The sequence below is a fragment of the Cellulophaga geojensis KL-A genome (genome assembly GCF_000568425.1).
Classification (GTDB): domain Bacteria; phylum Bacteroidota; class Bacteroidia; order Flavobacteriales; family Flavobacteriaceae; genus Cellulophaga; species Cellulophaga lytica.
In genome coordinates this window covers 151,214-166,592 of record NZ_ARZX01000001.1, presented here as the reverse complement: position 1 = coordinate 166,592, position 15,379 = coordinate 151,214, and the positions used below count along the sequence as shown (strand labels likewise).

Here is a 15,379-nt window from a genome sequence, read left to right as displayed (position 1 = left end):
ATTGTAGTGACATTTGGATAAAGAACAGATATTATAAAATTGATGATGAAAAAAATACTAGCCTTAGCACTTTTGGTGTCCGTATATTTTGGTAATGCTCAAGAGCAGAACAGAGCAATTACAACAGCAGTACCTTTTTTAAATATAGCCGCAGACGCCAGAGCTGCAGGTATGGGAGATATGGGGGTTGCCACTTCGGCAGATGCTTATTCCTTACAATGGAACGCTTCAAAATTTGCTTTTGCAGAGCAAAAAATGGGATTTGGTATAAGTTATACTCCTTACCTAGAAAACATAGTTACAGATGTAGCTTTACTTAATGCAACTTTTCATAATAAAATTAATGATAGAAGTGCTTTTGCATTTGGACTGCGTTATTTTGGTTTAGGAGAAGTAGAACTTAGGCAAACTATAGATGAACCAGCTAGAATAGCAAAACCAAATGAGTTTGTTTTAGAAGGTGCTTATGCATTAAAATTATCTAATACCTTTTCTATGGGTGTTGGTGGTAGATTTATTACGTCTAATTTAAAATTTCCTTCAGATGATTCTAGTGAAGATACTAGTGCAGCTACAGCTTTTGCCGTAGATATATCTGGTTTTTATAGATCTCCAGAAATTGCTTACGAAAAGTTTGATGGAAGATGGAGAGCAGGGTTTAACATATCTAACCTTGGAAGTAAAATATCATATGACAACAACGGACAAGAAAACTTTTTGCCAGGAAACTTAAAATTTGGAGCAGGGTTTGATTTTATTTTAGATCAAGACAATGTATTATCTATAAATACAGAATTTAATAAGTTATTAGTGCCAACACCACAAGATTTTAATGAAGATGGCCAAATTGATAGTGAAGACAATGAGCGTTACCAACAAATTAGCTTTTTAGAAGGTGCTTTTGATTCTTTTACAGATGCACCAGATGGTTTTAGTGAAGAAATAAAAGAAGTAACATGGGCGCTAGGAGCAGAATACACCTACCAAGATGCATTTATGCTTAGAACAGGTTATTTTAATGAAAATGAACTAAAAGGAGCTCGTAAATTCTTTTCACTAGGTGCCGGATTTAAATTTAAAGCTGCACAGGTAGATTTATCTTATTTATTTTCTACATCAAAAATAAAAAATCCGTTAGAAAATACTTTACGTTTTTCTCTTACCTTTAACTTAGGTGAAGAATTATTAAACGACTAAATGAAAAAACATACCTTATCTTTTGATATGTTTGTTTACGACTCTATAAATGAGTTGCCTGAAACAGACAAAAAATTAATGCTCAAAGCCGTAGAAGCACGTAATAATGCATACGCACCTTACTCTAGTTTTTTTGTAGGTGCTGCAGTTTTATTAGAAAACGGAAAAATTGTTTTAGGTAATAATCAAGAAAATGCCGCTTACCCTTCTGGTTTGTGTGCAGAACGTGTAGCTATTTATCAAGCAGCAGCAATATACCCCAATGTTAAAATATGCTCAGTAGCAATTTCAGCTACATCTGAAAATTATAAAGTTTTGGAACCTGCCGCACCTTGTGGTAATTGCAGACAATCTATGATTGAGTATGAGCAAAAACAAAAAGAACCTATGACTTTGTTGTTAATGGGAGAAGAAGGTACTGTGGTAAAATGCAATTCTATTTCTGATATTTTACCGTTAGCATTTAGTAATTCTTTCTTATAAGCTGTTTTTTTTGATGAATTATTTTTTTATTCCTAATTTTTTGATAAAAATTTAATTAAAAAAAACATTCATCAACTAGTCTGTGCTTTTTCTTTAATTTTTTTTTGATAGTGGATTTAATGTGTATTTTTGCTATTCTGTAAAACAGACTTTTTAAAATAGTTTTCAATGAAAAAAATAACCAAAGAAGTTTACCTTAATTGGTACAAGGATATGTTATTCTGGAGAAAGTTCGAGGATAAACTTGCTGCAGTATATATTCAACAAAAAGTTAGAGGTTTTCTACACTTGTATAACGGACAAGAAGCTGTTTTAGCTGGCTCGTTACATGCAATGGATCTTACTAAAGATAAAATGATTACGGCTTACCGTAACCACGTACAACCTATTGGTATGGGTGTAGACCCTAAAAAAGTAATGGCAGAACTTTATGGTAAAGTAACTGGTACATCTAAAGGGATGGGTGGTTCTATGCACATATTTTCTAAAGAACACCGTTTTTACGGTGGTCACGGTATTGTTGGTGGTCAAATTCCTCTAGGAGCTGGTCTTGCATTTGGAGATAAATACGCTGGTAATGATGCTGTTACATTATGTTATATGGGAGATGGTGCTGTAAGGCAAGGATCTTTACATGAAACATTTAACTTAGCTATGCTTTGGCAATTGCCTGTTGTTTTTATTTGTGAAAACAATGGTTACGCAATGGGTACATCTGTAGAAAGAACATCACATTCTACAGAAATTTGGAAACTTGGTTTAGGATATGAAATGCCTTGTAAAGCAGTAGAAGGTATGAACCCTGTAACTGTTGCAGAAGAAGTTAGTAAGGCTGTAGAAAGAGCAAGATCTGGAGGCGGACCAACGTTTTTAGAAATTAAAACATACCGTTACAGAGGACACTCTATGTCTGATGCACAACACTACAGAACTAAAGCAGAAGTAGAGGAATACAAAAAAATAGATCCTATTACTCAAGTTTTAGATGTAATAAAAGAAAATAAATACGCTACAGATGATGAGATTTCAGCTATAGATAAAGAAGTTAAGCGTATGGTAAAGGAGTGTGAAGAATTTGCTGAAAGTTCTGATTACCCACCAGTAAACCAATTATATGATATGGTTTACGAACAAGAAGATTTTCCATTTGTACAACATAAATTATAAAAGATGGCAGTTATAGTAAATATGCCAAGACTTAGCGATACCATGGAAGAAGGTACCGTTGCTGCTTGGCTTAAAAATGTTGGTGATAAAGTAGAAGAAGGAGATATTCTTGCAGAAATAGAAACTGATAAGGCTACAATGGAGTTTGAGTCTTTTAATGAAGGTGTTCTTTTGCATATAGGAATTCAAGAAGGAGATACAGCTCCTGTTGATTCTCTTTTAGCTATTATAGGAGAAGAAGGTGAAGATATTTCTGGATTATTATCTGGTGATGCTTCAGCCAATACTGCTACAGAGGAAAAAGAAGAAGGACCTAAAGATGCTGCTTCGCCTGCAACAGAAAGTTCTACAGCTGCTATTCCTGAAGGAGTAGAGGTTGTAAAAATGCCACGCCTTAGTGATACTATGGAAGAGGGTACTGTTGCTGCTTGGTTAAAACAAGTTGGTGATAAAGTAGAAGAAGGAGATATTCTTGCAGAAATAGAAACAGATAAAGCTACAATGGAGTTTGAGTCTTTTTACTCAGGTACTCTATTATATGTAGGTATAAAAGAAGGAGAATCTTCTCCCGTTGATGAAGTTTTGGCAATTATTGGCCCAGAAGGGACAGATGTAGATGCTGTACTTAAGGCAGGTAATGGTTCTGCTACTGCTAGTGCACCAGCTGAGGCTCCAAAAGAAGAAACTAAAAAAGAAGAAAAGTCGGCTCCAGTAGAAAATGTAGCTACAGATGGTAAACGTATTTTTGCATCTCCATTAGCTAAGAAAATTGCAGCAGACAAAGGAATAAATTTATCAGACGTAACTGGTTCTGGTGATAACGGAAGAATTATTAAAAAAGATGTAGAAAACTATAAGCCGTCTGCGGCTGCTAATTCTACAACTGCTTCTTCTAGTTCAGTAACGTCAGCTACGCCTCAACCAGCGATTTATGCACCTGTAGGAGAAGAAGGTTTTGAAGATGTTAAAAACTCTTCAATGCGTAAGGTTATTGCAAAAGTTCTTGGTCAGTCTAAATTTACAGCGCCACATTTTTACCTAACTATAGAGGTAGATATGGATAACGCTAAAGCATCTAGAGCACAAATTAATAGTTTGCCAGATACTAAAGTATCATTTAATGATATGGTTTTAAAAGCCTGTGCAATGGCATTAAGAAAACATCCGCAAGTAAATACAACTTGGAAAGATGATGTAACACGTTACAACAAACATATTCATATGGGTGTTGCTGTTGCTGTAGATGAAGGTTTAGTTGTTCCTGTACTTAAGTTTGCAGATCAAATGAGTTTAACAACTATTGGTGCTTCTGTAAAAGACTTAGCAGGTAAGGCAAGATCTAAAAAAATTGCTCCTTCAGAAATGGAAGGCAGTACATTTACAGTATCTAACTTAGGTATGTTTGGAATACAAGAGTTTACGTCAATAATTAATCAACCTAACTCAGCAATACTATCTGTTGGTGCAATTGTAGAAAAACCAGTTGTTAAAAACGGAGAAATTGTAGTAGGTAATACAATGAAGTTAACATTAGCTTGTGATCACAGAACTGTAGATGGTGCTGTTGGTGCTCAGTTTTTACAAACATTAAGAAGTTATATTGAAAATCCTGTTACTATGCTTGCATAATTATAACAGTATTAAATTATATTAAAAAGCATCTCATTAATTAATGAGATGCTTTTTTTATCTTTAGTGCTTAAATAAATTAAATATGAAAAAGACGTTTTATTTTTTAGGGTTATTAGCTGTAGTTTCTTGTTCTAGTGTTGCTCAGAATACAGCAGTAAAAGAGTCTGTAACAGAGGCAACAGAAGTAGATATAAAAAAAATAGTTAGCTTTTTAGCTTCTGATGATTTACAAGGCCGTATGTCTGGATCAGATGGTATAGCAGAAGCAGCTACTTTTATAGAAAATAACTTTAAGGCTAACGGAGTAAAGCCTTTTTTTAAAACGTACAAAGATACATTATCAAATTTTGACTCTAGCAAAGGTGTTGCCTATAATGTAGTGGGTTTTGTAGAAGGTAATGATCCTAAATTAAAAAAAGAATTTATAATTATAGGAGCTCATTATGACCATATTGGTACTGCAAAGGCAGATGGCGATGATGTAATAGCAAATGGAGCTAATGATAATGCTTCTGGTACTGCTGCAGTTATGGAGTTTGCTCGTTATTTTGGAAAAACAAAATCTAACAAAAGGAGCATAATTTTTGCACTATTTTCTGCTGAGGAAATGGGCTTATTAGGCTCTAAACATTTGGCAAAAAAATTAAAGGGAGATAACCTTAACTTGTACACTATGCTTAATTTTGAGATGATAGGTATTCCTATGCAAAATAAAGATTATTTAGCATATTTAACAGGGTTTAATAAGTCTAACTTGGCATCTGTAACAAATACTTACGCTGGTGAAAAAATTGCAGGTTTTTTACCAAAAGCAGGTGACTTTAGATTGTTTATGAGATCTGATAATTATCCATTTCATAACGAATTTAATGTACCATCACAAACCTATTCTACTTTTGATTTTACAAATTTTGACCATTACCACAAAGTAGGTGATGAGCCAAGTGTAATGGACTTTAATCATATGGCTAGTTTAATAAATAAATTTGCTCCTATAATAAAAAGCATTGCAAATTCAGACACAAAAGAAATACAATACAATTAATGGCAAATATTATAATAACAGGTAGTAGTAGAGGTATAGGTTACCAAATGGCACAGCTATTTGCAAACAACGGACACCAAGTTTTGGCCTTGTCCAGGAATAGTGACCCTATAGCTTCCCTTAAAAATCCTAATATTTTTTCTTTTCCTTTTGATATTTCTGCAGAGGAAGATTTACAAAAAGTTGAAGATTTTATTTCTGCAAACTGGAAACAGGTAAATGTATTAATTAATAATGCAGGAAAATTAGCGAATAAACCCTTTTTAGAAACTACAACAGCAGATTTTGAAGCTGTTTATAAAGTAAATGTTTTTGGTGTAGCAAGTATAACCAAGTTGGTAATACCTAAAATGCCAAAAAACGGACACGTAGTAACTATCAGTTCTATGGGTGGTGTGCAAGGTAGTTTAAAATTTGCTGGCTTATCTGCATACAGTTCTAGTAAAGGAGCCGTAGTTACGTTAACAGAGCTTTGGGCAGAAGAGTTTAAAGAAACGGGTCCGTCTTTTAATGTGCTTGCATTAGGAGCCGTGCAAACAGAAATGCTAGAAGAAGCTTTTCCTGGCTATAAAGCACCAATTACTGCTTTAGAAATGGCAGAATATATTCAAAATTTTGCCCTTACTGGACATAAAATGTACAATGGTAAATTGTTGCAAGTAAGCAATAGTACACCATAACTTTATAAATAATTTAATTGTAAAAAACTGCCTGTTAGTGCTAATAGGCGGTTTTTATTTTGTTGTACATTGTTTAAAAAATTAGAATATCAAATAAATAATAAGAAGAAAAGTTGTATTTTACTACAAAATATACTGTAGTGTACGCCTGTAAAAGGTAGAATCTGTTATTTTTGTATATATGGAGAAAATCCTTCTTAAATACTTACCTGAAAGGGCTGTAACACCTTGCGCTTCATTAATAAAAGTTAATGCAGTGCATCTTAAAATTGTTGGAGATAGAATTACCCGACACGGAGATTATAGAAGATTACCAAACGGAAAGCATCAAATAACAGTAAATGCATCATTAAATAAATATAGATTTTTAATCACTTTAGTACATGAAATAGCACATTTAGTCGCTTTTGAAAAGTATGGAAGAAGAATAAAACCACACGGCCTAGAGTGGAAAAAAACATTTCAGGCATTGATGTTACCTTTTATTAGACCAGAAATTTTTCCAACAAAAGTACTACCAGTTGTAGCAAATCATTTTAAAAACCCAAAGGCAAGTAGTGATACTGATGCTAAATTATCGTTAGCATTAAAGCAATTTGATCCAGTATCAAATAAAACGTATATTTTTGAGTTACCTATTGGTAGTGTATTTAGAATTTACAATGGTAAGCTATTTAAAAAAGGACCAAAAAAAATAAAGAGATACGAATGTGTTGAGCTTTCTAGTGGGAGAACTTATGTTTTTCAGCCAAATGCAGAAGTAGAACTTATTAAAGACTAATCATATGAACAGTAATTATTACGCAGTTATAATGGCAGGCGGTATAGGGTCAAGGTTTTGGCCTGTAAGTACGGCAGAATACCCTAAACAGTTTCATGATATGCTGGGTTCAGGTAGTACACTAATTCAAAAAACTTTTAATAGACTACATAAGTTTATTCCAAAAGAAAACATATTAGTGTTAACTAATGAGAGTTATAACGATTTAGTTTTGGAGCAATTACCTATGTTAACACAAGAGCAGGTAGTTTTAGAGCCAGCAATGCGTAATACAGCTCCTTGTATTTTATATGCTGCACTAAAAATTAAAAAAAGTAATCCTAATGCAGTAATGATTGTTGCGCCTAGTGACCATTGGATAGAAGATGAAAACGCTTTTGAAAATGACGTAAAACAATGTTTTGCTAAGTGTGAAAATGAAGATGTGCTTTGCACATTAGGTGTAAAACCAACATTTCCTAATACAGGTTTTGGATATATAGAGTTTGATAAAAATCCTGCTGCAGAAATCAAGAAGGTAAATCAGTTTAGAGAAAAACCAGATTATATCACAGCAAAAGAATTTATTAGCCAAGGTAACTTTTTATGGAACGCAGGTATATTTATGTGGAGCGTTAAAACAATAGTTGATGCATTTAAAGCGTTTCAGCCAGAGCAATACCAGTTGTTTAATTCGGGAATAGAAGCTTATAATACTCCAGAAGAGAAAAAATTTATAGCTAAAAATTATGCTTTAGCAGAAAATATTTCCATAGATTATGCCATATTAGAACACTCTAAAAGTATTTATGTGTTGCCCGCAACTTTTGACTGGAATGATTTAGGTACTTGGGGATCTTTGTATGATAAGTTAGATAAAAACGAAAGTAGTAATGCTGTAGTTGGTGCGCAATTGTTAGACCGTAATGCTAGTGGAAATATTGTGCGTACAAAAAATGATAAAGTAGTAGTTTTAGATAGTTTAGATGATTTTATTGTAGTAGATAAAGATGATGTTTTATTAATTTGCCCAAAAGAAAAAGAGCAAGACATAAAAGTTATCTTAAACGAGGTAAAGGACAAGTTTGGTAAATAATACCATTGTGTATGAATAATAATACAGAGCAGAATAATAACGTAGCTGGTAATGAAACATCAGATAACGTAAAAAAAGATTTTCAGGGTTTATTAGGATCTACTAAAAAGTTTTTAAAAGAGCTTCTAGATATTCGTAATAACACCGACCAAGAAGCTACTAGAGAATCTATAGTGGCAGATATTCCCTTTAAAGGGCATACTTCTTGGATTTTAATTTGCTCAATTTTTATAGCATCTATAGGGTTAAATGCCAATTCTACAGCGGTAGTAATTGGTGCCATGTTAATTTCTCCGTTAATGGGGCCTATTTTAGGTATGGGGTTGTCATTAGCAATTAATGATATTGATACGCTACGCCGTTCATTAAAAAACTTTGGGGTAATGGTAGTATTAAGTATACTTACCGCCTTTTTATTTTTTAAATTTTTTCCATTAAGAGATGAGTCGTCAGAGCTCCTAGCCCGTACAGCACCAGACATTAGAGATGTTCTTATTGCATTTTTTGGTGGTTTGGCTTTAGTTATTGCTCGTGCTAAAAAAGGAACAATAGCTAGTGTTATTTTTGGTGTGGCAATTGCAACTGCATTAATGCCTCCTTTATGTACTGTAGGTTTTGGTTTGGCAATTGGTAATTGGGACTATGCTAGTGGTGCAATGTATTTGTTTATTATTAATACTATTTTTATAGCGCTAGCAACATTTTTAGTTATAAAAATATTACGTTTTCCTATGGTGCGTTATGCCAATTCTGAGCGCCGTAGATTAATTAGTAGATTAGCATCTATAGTAGCAATATTAGTTATGGTACCTGCAAGTTGGACGTTTTTTAAGGCTTGGGAAGAGTCTAAGTTTAAAAGTCAAGCTCAACAGTTTATATCAGAAAATATAGCTAAATATAAATTCTCTGGTAATGGTTTGTATTTAAATAATTTAACTAATATAGAGTACCACGGAGGTGATACATCCTTGTTTGATAAAATATTTAGTAAAAATAAAAACGAACAAAAATCTGTAATAGAAGTAATGTTTATGGGTGAAGAACTAGTGCCAGATAATATTATTGCAAGTTGGAATGAAATAAAAAATGAAGATTTTCAAGAGCTACAAAATACAGAGTTAAAAATTATACAAGGTTCTAAAAACAATGAAGTAGACCAAATTAAGTATGTAGATGAGCTTTACCAGGCTAAAAAAGCAGAATTAATGGGTAAAGAAGAAAAAATTGCTTTGTTAGAGAAAGAGTTAATTCAATTACAAAAAATTGTATCTAAGCAAATACCATTTAATGATGTAAGCGCAGAAGCCAAAGCTAATTACGAAAATTTAGCATCTATAGGTTACTCTTACACAATACGTACAGACTTTAAAAAGGTAGATACTATTCCTGTTTTTGAGATTAATTGGAAGCCTAAAACAAAATCTAAAGACAAACAAACCGATATTAAAAAAATAGCAGAGTGGTTAAAATTAAGGTTAAAAGATAAAAATATTCAAGTAAGGGAACTTGCTAATTAGTTACGTTCCTCAATATACATTTGTCTTACTTTTTTAAACAACTCAGAAGAATACACAAAATCTGTTACAGCTACGTTGTCCGTCTTAAAAATTTCTTTATTGGTGCCTTCCCATTCTTTATGACCGTTTTTTAGAAAAAGTATTTTTTCACCAATTTCCATAACAGAGTTCATATCATGAGTATTAATTATTGTAGTAATATCGTATTCCTGAGTAATTTCTTGAATAAGATTATCTATTAATATTGCAGTTTTGGGGTCTAATCCAGAGTTGGGCTCATCACAAAATAAGTACTTAGGGTTCATTACTATTGCCCTTGCAATTGCAACCCTTTTTTGCATACCTCCAGATATTTCTGAAGGATATTTATGGTGAGCGTCTATTAAGTTAACACGTTTTAAAACAGTATTAACACGGTCTTGCATTTCAGATTTAGATTGTTTGGTAAACATTTCTAAAGGAAACATTACGTTGCCTTCTACCGTAAGAGAGTCAAACAAGGCACTTCCTTGAAAAACCATACCCATTTCTTGTCTTAGGTTTCTTTTTTGGTCGGCAGATAAATCGTTGTAAATATCTCCGTTGTAACAAATATAGCCTTCATCTGGAGTAAATAAGCCTAGTAAGCACTTTAAAAATACAGTTTTACCAGAACCACTTTGCCCAATAATTAAGTTTGTTTTTCCTTTTTCAAAATCTGTAGTTACACCTTTTAAAATGTGTGCTTCTCCAAAAGATTTGTGTAGGTTGTTTACTTCTATCATTATCCTAATAATAATTGGGTTAATATGTAATTTAAAATAATAATAGCAACACTTGTCCAAACAAAGGCAGTGGTACTTGCTTTACCAACTTCTAATGCGCCACCTTTCATGTAATACCCATGAAAAGATGGTATGGTAGCTATAACAAAAGCAAATATTATAGACTTTATAAAGGCATATGTAACGTGGTAAGGAATAAAGTCTAGCTGTATTCCTTCAATAAAACTTGCGCTTGTAGTAAAACCTCCAAAAACACCAGCTATCCAACCTCCAAAAATGCCAACATACATTGCAATGGCTATGGCAAATGGGTACAATAGCAATGCTATAATTTTAGGGAAAACCAAATAATTTAAAGAGTTTACACCCATAACCTCTAAGGCGTCAATTTGTTCTGTTACACGCATTGTGCCTATGCTAGATGTAATGTAAGACCCAACTTTACCTGCCATTATTATAGAGGTAAACGTGGGAGCAAACTCTAAAATAACAGATTGTCTAGCGGCAAAACCAATTAAACTTTCTGGTATTAACGGGTTGGTAAGGTTTAAAGCAGTTTGTATGGTTACTACACCACCAATAAAAAACGAAATAAATATAATGATACCTAAGGAACCAAAAACCAATTCGTCTATTTCTTTTAAAATAAGTTTTTTCATAATAGACCACTTTGTAGGTTTTTTAAAAACCTCCTTAATCATTATAAAATAACTACCAATAGATGCTATGTAATTCATATAAAATAGACTTCTGTCTGTAAAAATAATAATATTAACTTTCATTTGACATCCAAATAAAAAAATTAAAAGTTTATTTATTTACATTTACGCTATCAATAAAATTATTTGCAATGAAAAGAAGTCTATTTGTAGCATTATTAGCTGTTTGTTTTTTTACAAATACAGACAATGTTAATGCACAAAAAAAATCTAAAAGAAAAAATAAAAATACTGTTGAGGAATTAGCTTCTGTATCTGTAAAATCTAACCCTAAGTTAGTTGTAGGTATTGTGGTAGACCAAATGAGGTATGATTATCTTACACGCTTTTACAACCAGTATGGAGAAGGTGGTTTTAAACGTATGGTTAATGAAGGTTTTAATGCCAAAAATCATCATTTTAACTATGCACCTACAAGTACTGGTCCAGGACATACATCTGTTTACACAGGGACCACACCGTCTATGCATGGCGTAATTGGTAACAATTGGTACGACAAAAATTTGGGCGTAAATGTTTATTGTGCAGGAGATAGTAATTACAACTCTGTTGGTACTGACGGTAGTGAAGGAAAAATGAGTCCGCACAGAATGTTAACTACAACTGTTACAGATCAGTTGCGTTTACACACTCAAAAAAAAGGTAAGGTAATAGCAGTTGCTATAAAAGATAGAGGAGCTGTTTTACCTGGTGGCCACGCGGCTAATGCAGCGTATTGGTTTGTTGGTAAAGATGAAGCTAATTTTATTACAAGCTCTTACTATATGAACAGTTTACCTGCTTGGGTAAACAATTTTAATGCTTCAGACGCAGCAGAAAAATATAAAAAACCTTGGACTACTTTAAAAGATATTAGTACGTACCAAGAAAGCGGTAGTGATGAAAATAACTACGAGGGAAAATTTAAAGGAGAGACAACAACTTCTTTTCCTCATAATTTGCCTGCTTTATGGGATAAAAATAGAGGTTTTGATATTATTAAGGCAACACCTTACGGAAACAGTTTAACTGCAGATTTTGCTATAGCTGCTTTAAAAGGAGAGCATTTAGGAAAAGATAATATAACCGATTTTTTAGCAATTAGCTTTTCTTCTACAGATTATGTTGGTCATCAATTTGGAGTAAACTCTAAAGAGATTGAAGATACTTACATTCGTCTAGATCAGGACTTAGAAAGATTATTTAACGAATTAGATGCAGAAGTTGGTAAGGGAGAGTATACTGTATTTTTAAGTGCAGATCATGCAGCTATACAAGTTCCTACGTATTTAAAAGATAGTAAAATACCTGGTGGTTATGTAAATTATAAGGACATGTCTACTAAGTTAAATGAATGGGCTAAATTTAAATTTGGTTCTGAGGATTTAATTAAAAATATATCTAATAATCAAATATTTTTAGACCATAAAGTTATTGCTAATCTTGATTTAGATTTGCAAACAGTACAAGAAGCTTTTGCTCAAGAATTACTTACTTTTAGTGATGTAGATATGGCTTATACAGCTTACCAAATGTGGCAGAATGAGTACACAAGAGGTATACCATACATATTGCAAAATGGATACAATCAAAAACGTTCTGGTGATGTAATAGTGGTTTTAAAACCTGGTTATATTAGTTACTCTAGAACAGGGTCTACACACGGTTCTCCTAGGGTTTATGATACTCACGCGCCTCTATTGTTTTTTGGAAAAGGAATTAAACAAGGAAGCACTGTTGCGCCAACTGAAATACCAGATATTGCACCAACAATTTCTGCATTGTTAGGCATAGCATCACCAAATGGTACAACAGGAAAACCTATTGAGGCTGTATTAGAGAATTAAACTAATTTACGTTTAATATTTTTCCAACGAAGATTACGAATAAAATTGCCTTCTTCTGGTGTTACCAGAAAGGGCAATTTTTCTTTTTTAGCATTTTTATAGCCTGTTAAGTTGTCTAAAAATACTGCTGCTTTTTTCTGCTTTAAAGCCATTTTTAAAGAAGCAATACAACTTATTGTAAAACCATAGCGCATACGGTACATTGCCTGTCCTTGTAATAGTTTTGCTTGTTTATTATAGGCATTACCCGTTGGTCTAAGGTGTTTTACTTTTAAATTGTTGTTTGTAACTATTGTAAAATTGTGGTATTGTGCTAGTAGCTCATCTACGGTATCCCAACCCATAGCGCTGCGTAAGCCATTAATTTTATTAAAACAAGATTTGCTATATGCCTTAAATGCACCGCGAACGTGGTCCTTGTTCATTGGGTGGTTTAGTATCCAGTTGCCATCCTTGTCTTCTTCGTAAGCAAAACCACCAGCTATGCCAATTTTTTGATTAGACATAAATATAGAAGCAATTTCTTCAAAGTAATTATTAGGTAAAATTATGTCTGCATCTAACTTTACAATAAAGTCATACTTAGAATCTATAACAGCTAACCCTTTGTTAAACGCATTTACAACTTTACTGCCAGGCATATGTTTAGTAGATGAAGTAGTGTTTACTATTTTAAAAATTGGGTATTTTTTTTCGTAAGAATTAATAATAGACGCGGTAGTATCTGTAGAGTTATCATTTACAATAACTACTTGTTTTGGTTTTTTTGTTTGATGAAGAATAGAATCTAGTGTTTTTGCAATAAAGGCTTCTTCATTGTGAGCAGGAATTATAATGTAGTACATCATACTTAAAAAGATAAAAAGATATTATTTTTTTCTTTCTGCATATACAATATAATATCTAGGTGTAAAACTACGTAGAATTGGTCTAATGCCAATTTTTTTTATAGGATTAGTCCATTTGGCAGAATCTTTTATCTCCCAGCCAGCTTTTTCTAAAAGCCAGTCAAACTGCCAATCTTCAAACTCGTGGTAGTGTCTATCCCATTTATCAGTTTTACTTCTATAGGCAGGAGCAAACCATAAGTTAAGCGGAATGCTAGCAACAAGCTTATCACTCTTTATTTCTTTTAAAATATTAAGTGGAGCTAATAAATGCTCAAAAATTTCAAAAGCAGTTACAACTTCTGTTTTAGAAGTAGTTACAGAAGAAAAATCTACGTCTAAATCTTCTCCGCTAGTATTTGTTACATTAAAACCTTGTGAGGTCATTAATTTAGATAAAGGGTTTTTAACTCCTAAATCTAAAATACTCTCTGTAGTATTAATGTGTTTATTAAGAAACTCTAGCGTATGTTTAAAACGTTTGCTAGGATATGTTTTTTCGTACATTTTAATATCTGTAAACTATGGCATTGATGTTCATACCAGCGCCAACACTCGCAAATATAACAACATCTCCTTTTTTTACAGCGTGATTTTCTAATTTTCCTCTTTTAACCAAATCAAACAGGGTAGGCACGGTAGCAACAGAGCTGTTACCAAGCTTGTAGATATTCATAGGCATAATATCTTCAGGCATTGGTTTGTTGTAAAGTTTGTAAAACCGTTGCACAATTGCTTCATCCATTTTTTCATTGGCTTGGTGTATAAATATTTTTTTTACATCGTTTATATCTACACCACTTTTATCTAAGCAATCTTTCATAGCCTGCGGTACATGAGTAACTGCAAACTCATATATTTTACGGCCGTGCATTTTTATGTACCTAGTATTGTTTTCTTCCTTGTTGTAAGATTCTCCAAAGAACAAGTAATTAGCCTCGTTATGAGCAAAAGTTGCAGCATTGTGTGCTAAAATATCACCTGTATTTTCTGTGTTTTCTACTATTGTTGCCCCAGCACCATCAGAATATATCATAGAGTCTCTATCATAAGGGTCTATAACCCTAGATAAAGTTTCTGCACCAATAACTAAACATTTATTGGCTAGGCCAGCTTTTATAAATGCGTAAGCTTGTATCATACCTTGTATCCAACCAGGACATCCAAATAAAATATCATACGCAATACATTTTGGATTTTTTATTTGCAATAAATGTTTTACTCTGGTAGCTAAACTCGGCAGTGTATCTGCTTGTGTTTGTCCGTATGTTACATCGCCAAAGTTATGGGCAACTATAATATAATCTATAGTCTCTTTGTCTATTTTAGCATCCTCAATAGCTCTTTCTGCTGCTAAATAGGCAATATCTGATGTGTTAAGTTCTTTTTTTGCGTATCTCCTTTCTGCTATTCCGGTTATTTTTTTAAATTTTTCAATAATAACTTCATTAGAATTAGGAATAGGAGACCCATCTGTGTTTAAAAAAGTATGATTGATAAAGTCTGTGTTTAAGGTAGTTATGGTAGGTATATAGCTACCTGTTCCTGTAATTCCGATATGCATAATTAGATTTTAATTTAACACGATGAAGTTACAAAAAACACT

Annotated in this window: 15 protein-coding genes; 10 read left to right on the top strand and 5 right to left on the bottom strand. The window is 32.9% G+C overall.

Annotated elements, in window-relative coordinates; all coding sequences use genetic code 11:
- Positions 1-45 precede the first annotated feature (45 nt).
- From porV to KLA_RS00775, 9 genes are all read left to right on the top strand, one after another.
- Positions 46-1,197: a type IX secretion system outer membrane channel protein PorV gene (gene porV / locus KLA_RS00815; RefSeq protein ID WP_034642912.1), complete on the top strand. Its 1,152-nt coding sequence runs from the start codon at positions 46-48 to the stop codon at positions 1,195-1,197.
- Positions 1,198-1,680 carry a cytidine deaminase gene (locus KLA_RS00810; RefSeq protein ID WP_034642910.1) on the top strand — a complete coding sequence of 161 codons (483 nt, stop codon included), beginning with the start codon at positions 1,198-1,200 and terminating at the stop codon, positions 1,678-1,680.
- A 168-nt stretch (positions 1,681-1,848) separates the two neighbouring features.
- Positions 1,849-2,847 carry a pyruvate dehydrogenase (acetyl-transferring) E1 component subunit alpha gene (gene pdhA / locus KLA_RS00805; protein ID WP_013621637.1) on the top strand — a complete coding sequence of 333 codons (999 nt, stop codon included), beginning with the start codon at positions 1,849-1,851 and terminating at the stop codon, positions 2,845-2,847.
- Between the two features lie 3 nt (positions 2,848-2,850).
- Complete coding sequence (locus KLA_RS00800) at positions 2,851-4,476, top strand: pyruvate dehydrogenase complex dihydrolipoamide acetyltransferase (protein ID WP_034642908.1); 1,626 nt, start codon at positions 2,851-2,853, stop codon at positions 4,474-4,476.
- 85 nt (positions 4,477-4,561) lie between these two features.
- Complete coding sequence (locus tag KLA_RS00795) at positions 4,562-5,524, top strand: M28 family metallopeptidase (protein ID WP_013621639.1); 963 nt, start codon at positions 4,562-4,564, stop codon at positions 5,522-5,524.
- Positions 5,524-6,204 carry an SDR family NAD(P)-dependent oxidoreductase gene (locus KLA_RS00790; protein WP_034642905.1) on the top strand — a complete coding sequence of 227 codons (681 nt, stop codon included), beginning with the start codon at positions 5,524-5,526 and terminating at the stop codon, positions 6,202-6,204. Before KLA_RS00795 ends, KLA_RS00790 begins: the two co-directional genes overlap by 1 nt.
- A gap of 181 nt (positions 6,205-6,385) precedes the next feature.
- Positions 6,386-6,985, top strand: a complete 600-nt coding sequence (locus KLA_RS00785) for a SprT-like domain-containing protein (protein WP_013621641.1) — start codon at positions 6,386-6,388, stop codon at positions 6,983-6,985.
- 4 nt (positions 6,986-6,989) lie between these two features.
- Positions 6,990-8,060, top strand: coding sequence for a mannose-1-phosphate guanylyltransferase (locus tag KLA_RS00780; protein WP_034642902.1), 1,071 nt, complete (start codon positions 6,990-6,992; stop codon positions 8,058-8,060).
- Between the two features lie 11 nt (positions 8,061-8,071).
- Positions 8,072-9,577 (top strand): DUF389 domain-containing protein, encoded by a 1,506-nt coding sequence (locus KLA_RS00775; protein ID WP_013621643.1) that lies wholly within the window; start codon positions 8,072-8,074, stop codon positions 9,575-9,577.
- Here KLA_RS00775 and KLA_RS00770 read toward each other — a convergent pair.
- Positions 9,574-10,341, bottom strand: coding sequence for an ABC transporter ATP-binding protein (locus KLA_RS00770; protein ID WP_013621644.1), 768 nt, complete (start codon positions 10,339-10,341; stop codon positions 9,574-9,576). The two genes, KLA_RS00775 and KLA_RS00770, sit on opposite strands and share 4 nt — an antisense overlap.
- Positions 10,341-11,078: an MlaE family ABC transporter permease gene (locus KLA_RS00765; protein ID WP_034642898.1), complete on the bottom strand. Its 738-nt coding sequence runs from the start codon at positions 11,076-11,078 to the stop codon at positions 10,341-10,343. The genes KLA_RS00770 and KLA_RS00765 overlap by 1 nt, the downstream gene beginning before the upstream one ends.
- A gap of 113 nt (positions 11,079-11,191) precedes the next feature.
- On the opposite strand from KLA_RS00765, the gene pafA reads away from it, so the two are divergent.
- Positions 11,192-12,886: an alkaline phosphatase PafA gene (gene pafA / locus KLA_RS00760; RefSeq protein ID WP_034642895.1), complete on the top strand. Its 1,695-nt coding sequence runs from the start codon at positions 11,192-11,194 to the stop codon at positions 12,884-12,886.
- On the opposite strand, the gene KLA_RS00755 is transcribed toward pafA, so the two are convergent.
- Genes KLA_RS00755 through KLA_RS00745 form a run of 3 tightly spaced genes read right to left on the bottom strand, consistent with a single transcriptional unit; the run spans position 12,883 to position 15,337 of the window.
- On the bottom strand, positions 12,883-13,734 hold the full coding sequence (locus KLA_RS00755) for a glycosyltransferase family 2 protein (RefSeq protein WP_034642892.1): 852 nt from the start codon (positions 13,732-13,734) through the stop codon (positions 12,883-12,885). The two genes, pafA and KLA_RS00755, sit on opposite strands and share 4 nt — an antisense overlap.
- 21 nt (positions 13,735-13,755) lie before the next feature.
- Entirely contained in the window at positions 13,756-14,280 is a 525-nt protein-coding gene (locus KLA_RS00750; protein ID WP_034642889.1) for a methyltransferase, read from the bottom strand.
- A gap of 1 nt (position 14,281) precedes the next feature.
- A complete protein-coding gene (locus tag KLA_RS00745; protein WP_034642886.1) occupies positions 14,282-15,337 on the bottom strand; it encodes a 3-oxoacyl-ACP synthase III family protein in 1,056 nt (351 codons plus the stop codon).
- Positions 15,338-15,379: the final 42 nt, after the last annotated feature.

Excerpts from the sequence above, each read along its gene's own strand:
- porV (WP_034642912.1), top strand. The coding sequence starts at position 46 with ATGAAAAAAATACTAGCCTTAGCACTTTTGGTGTCCGTATATTTTGGT.
- KLA_RS00810 (WP_034642910.1), top strand. The coding sequence starts at position 1,198 with ATGAAAAAACATACCTTATCTTTTGATATGTTTGTTTACGACTCTATA.
- pdhA (WP_013621637.1), top strand. The coding sequence starts at position 1,849 with ATGAAAAAAATAACCAAAGAAGTTTACCTTAATTGGTACAAGGATATG.
- KLA_RS00800 (WP_034642908.1), top strand. The coding sequence starts at position 2,851 with ATGGCAGTTATAGTAAATATGCCAAGACTTAGCGATACCATGGAAGAA.
- KLA_RS00795 (WP_013621639.1), top strand. The coding sequence starts at position 4,562 with ATGAAAAAGACGTTTTATTTTTTAGGGTTATTAGCTGTAGTTTCTTGT.
- KLA_RS00790 (WP_034642905.1), top strand. The coding sequence starts at position 5,524 with ATGGCAAATATTATAATAACAGGTAGTAGTAGAGGTATAGGTTACCAA.
- KLA_RS00785 (WP_013621641.1), top strand. The coding sequence starts at position 6,386 with ATGGAGAAAATCCTTCTTAAATACTTACCTGAAAGGGCTGTAACACCT.
- KLA_RS00780 (WP_034642902.1), top strand. The coding sequence starts at position 6,990 with ATGAACAGTAATTATTACGCAGTTATAATGGCAGGCGGTATAGGGTCA.
- KLA_RS00775 (WP_013621643.1), top strand. The coding sequence starts at position 8,072 with ATGAATAATAATACAGAGCAGAATAATAACGTAGCTGGTAATGAAACA.
- KLA_RS00770 (WP_013621644.1), bottom strand. The coding sequence starts at position 10,341 with ATGATAGAAGTAAACAACCTACACAAATCTTTTGGAGAAGCACACATT.
- KLA_RS00765 (WP_034642898.1), bottom strand. The coding sequence starts at position 11,078 with ATGAATTACATAGCATCTATTGGTAGTTATTTTATAATGATTAAGGAG.
- pafA (WP_034642895.1), top strand. The coding sequence starts at position 11,192 with ATGAAAAGAAGTCTATTTGTAGCATTATTAGCTGTTTGTTTTTTTACA.
- KLA_RS00755 (WP_034642892.1), bottom strand. The coding sequence starts at position 13,734 with ATGATGTACTACATTATAATTCCTGCTCACAATGAAGAAGCCTTTATT.
- KLA_RS00750 (WP_034642889.1), bottom strand. The coding sequence starts at position 14,280 with ATGTACGAAAAAACATATCCTAGCAAACGTTTTAAACATACGCTAGAG.
- KLA_RS00745 (WP_034642886.1), bottom strand. The coding sequence starts at position 15,337 with ATGCATATCGGAATTACAGGAACAGGTAGCTATATACCTACCATAACT.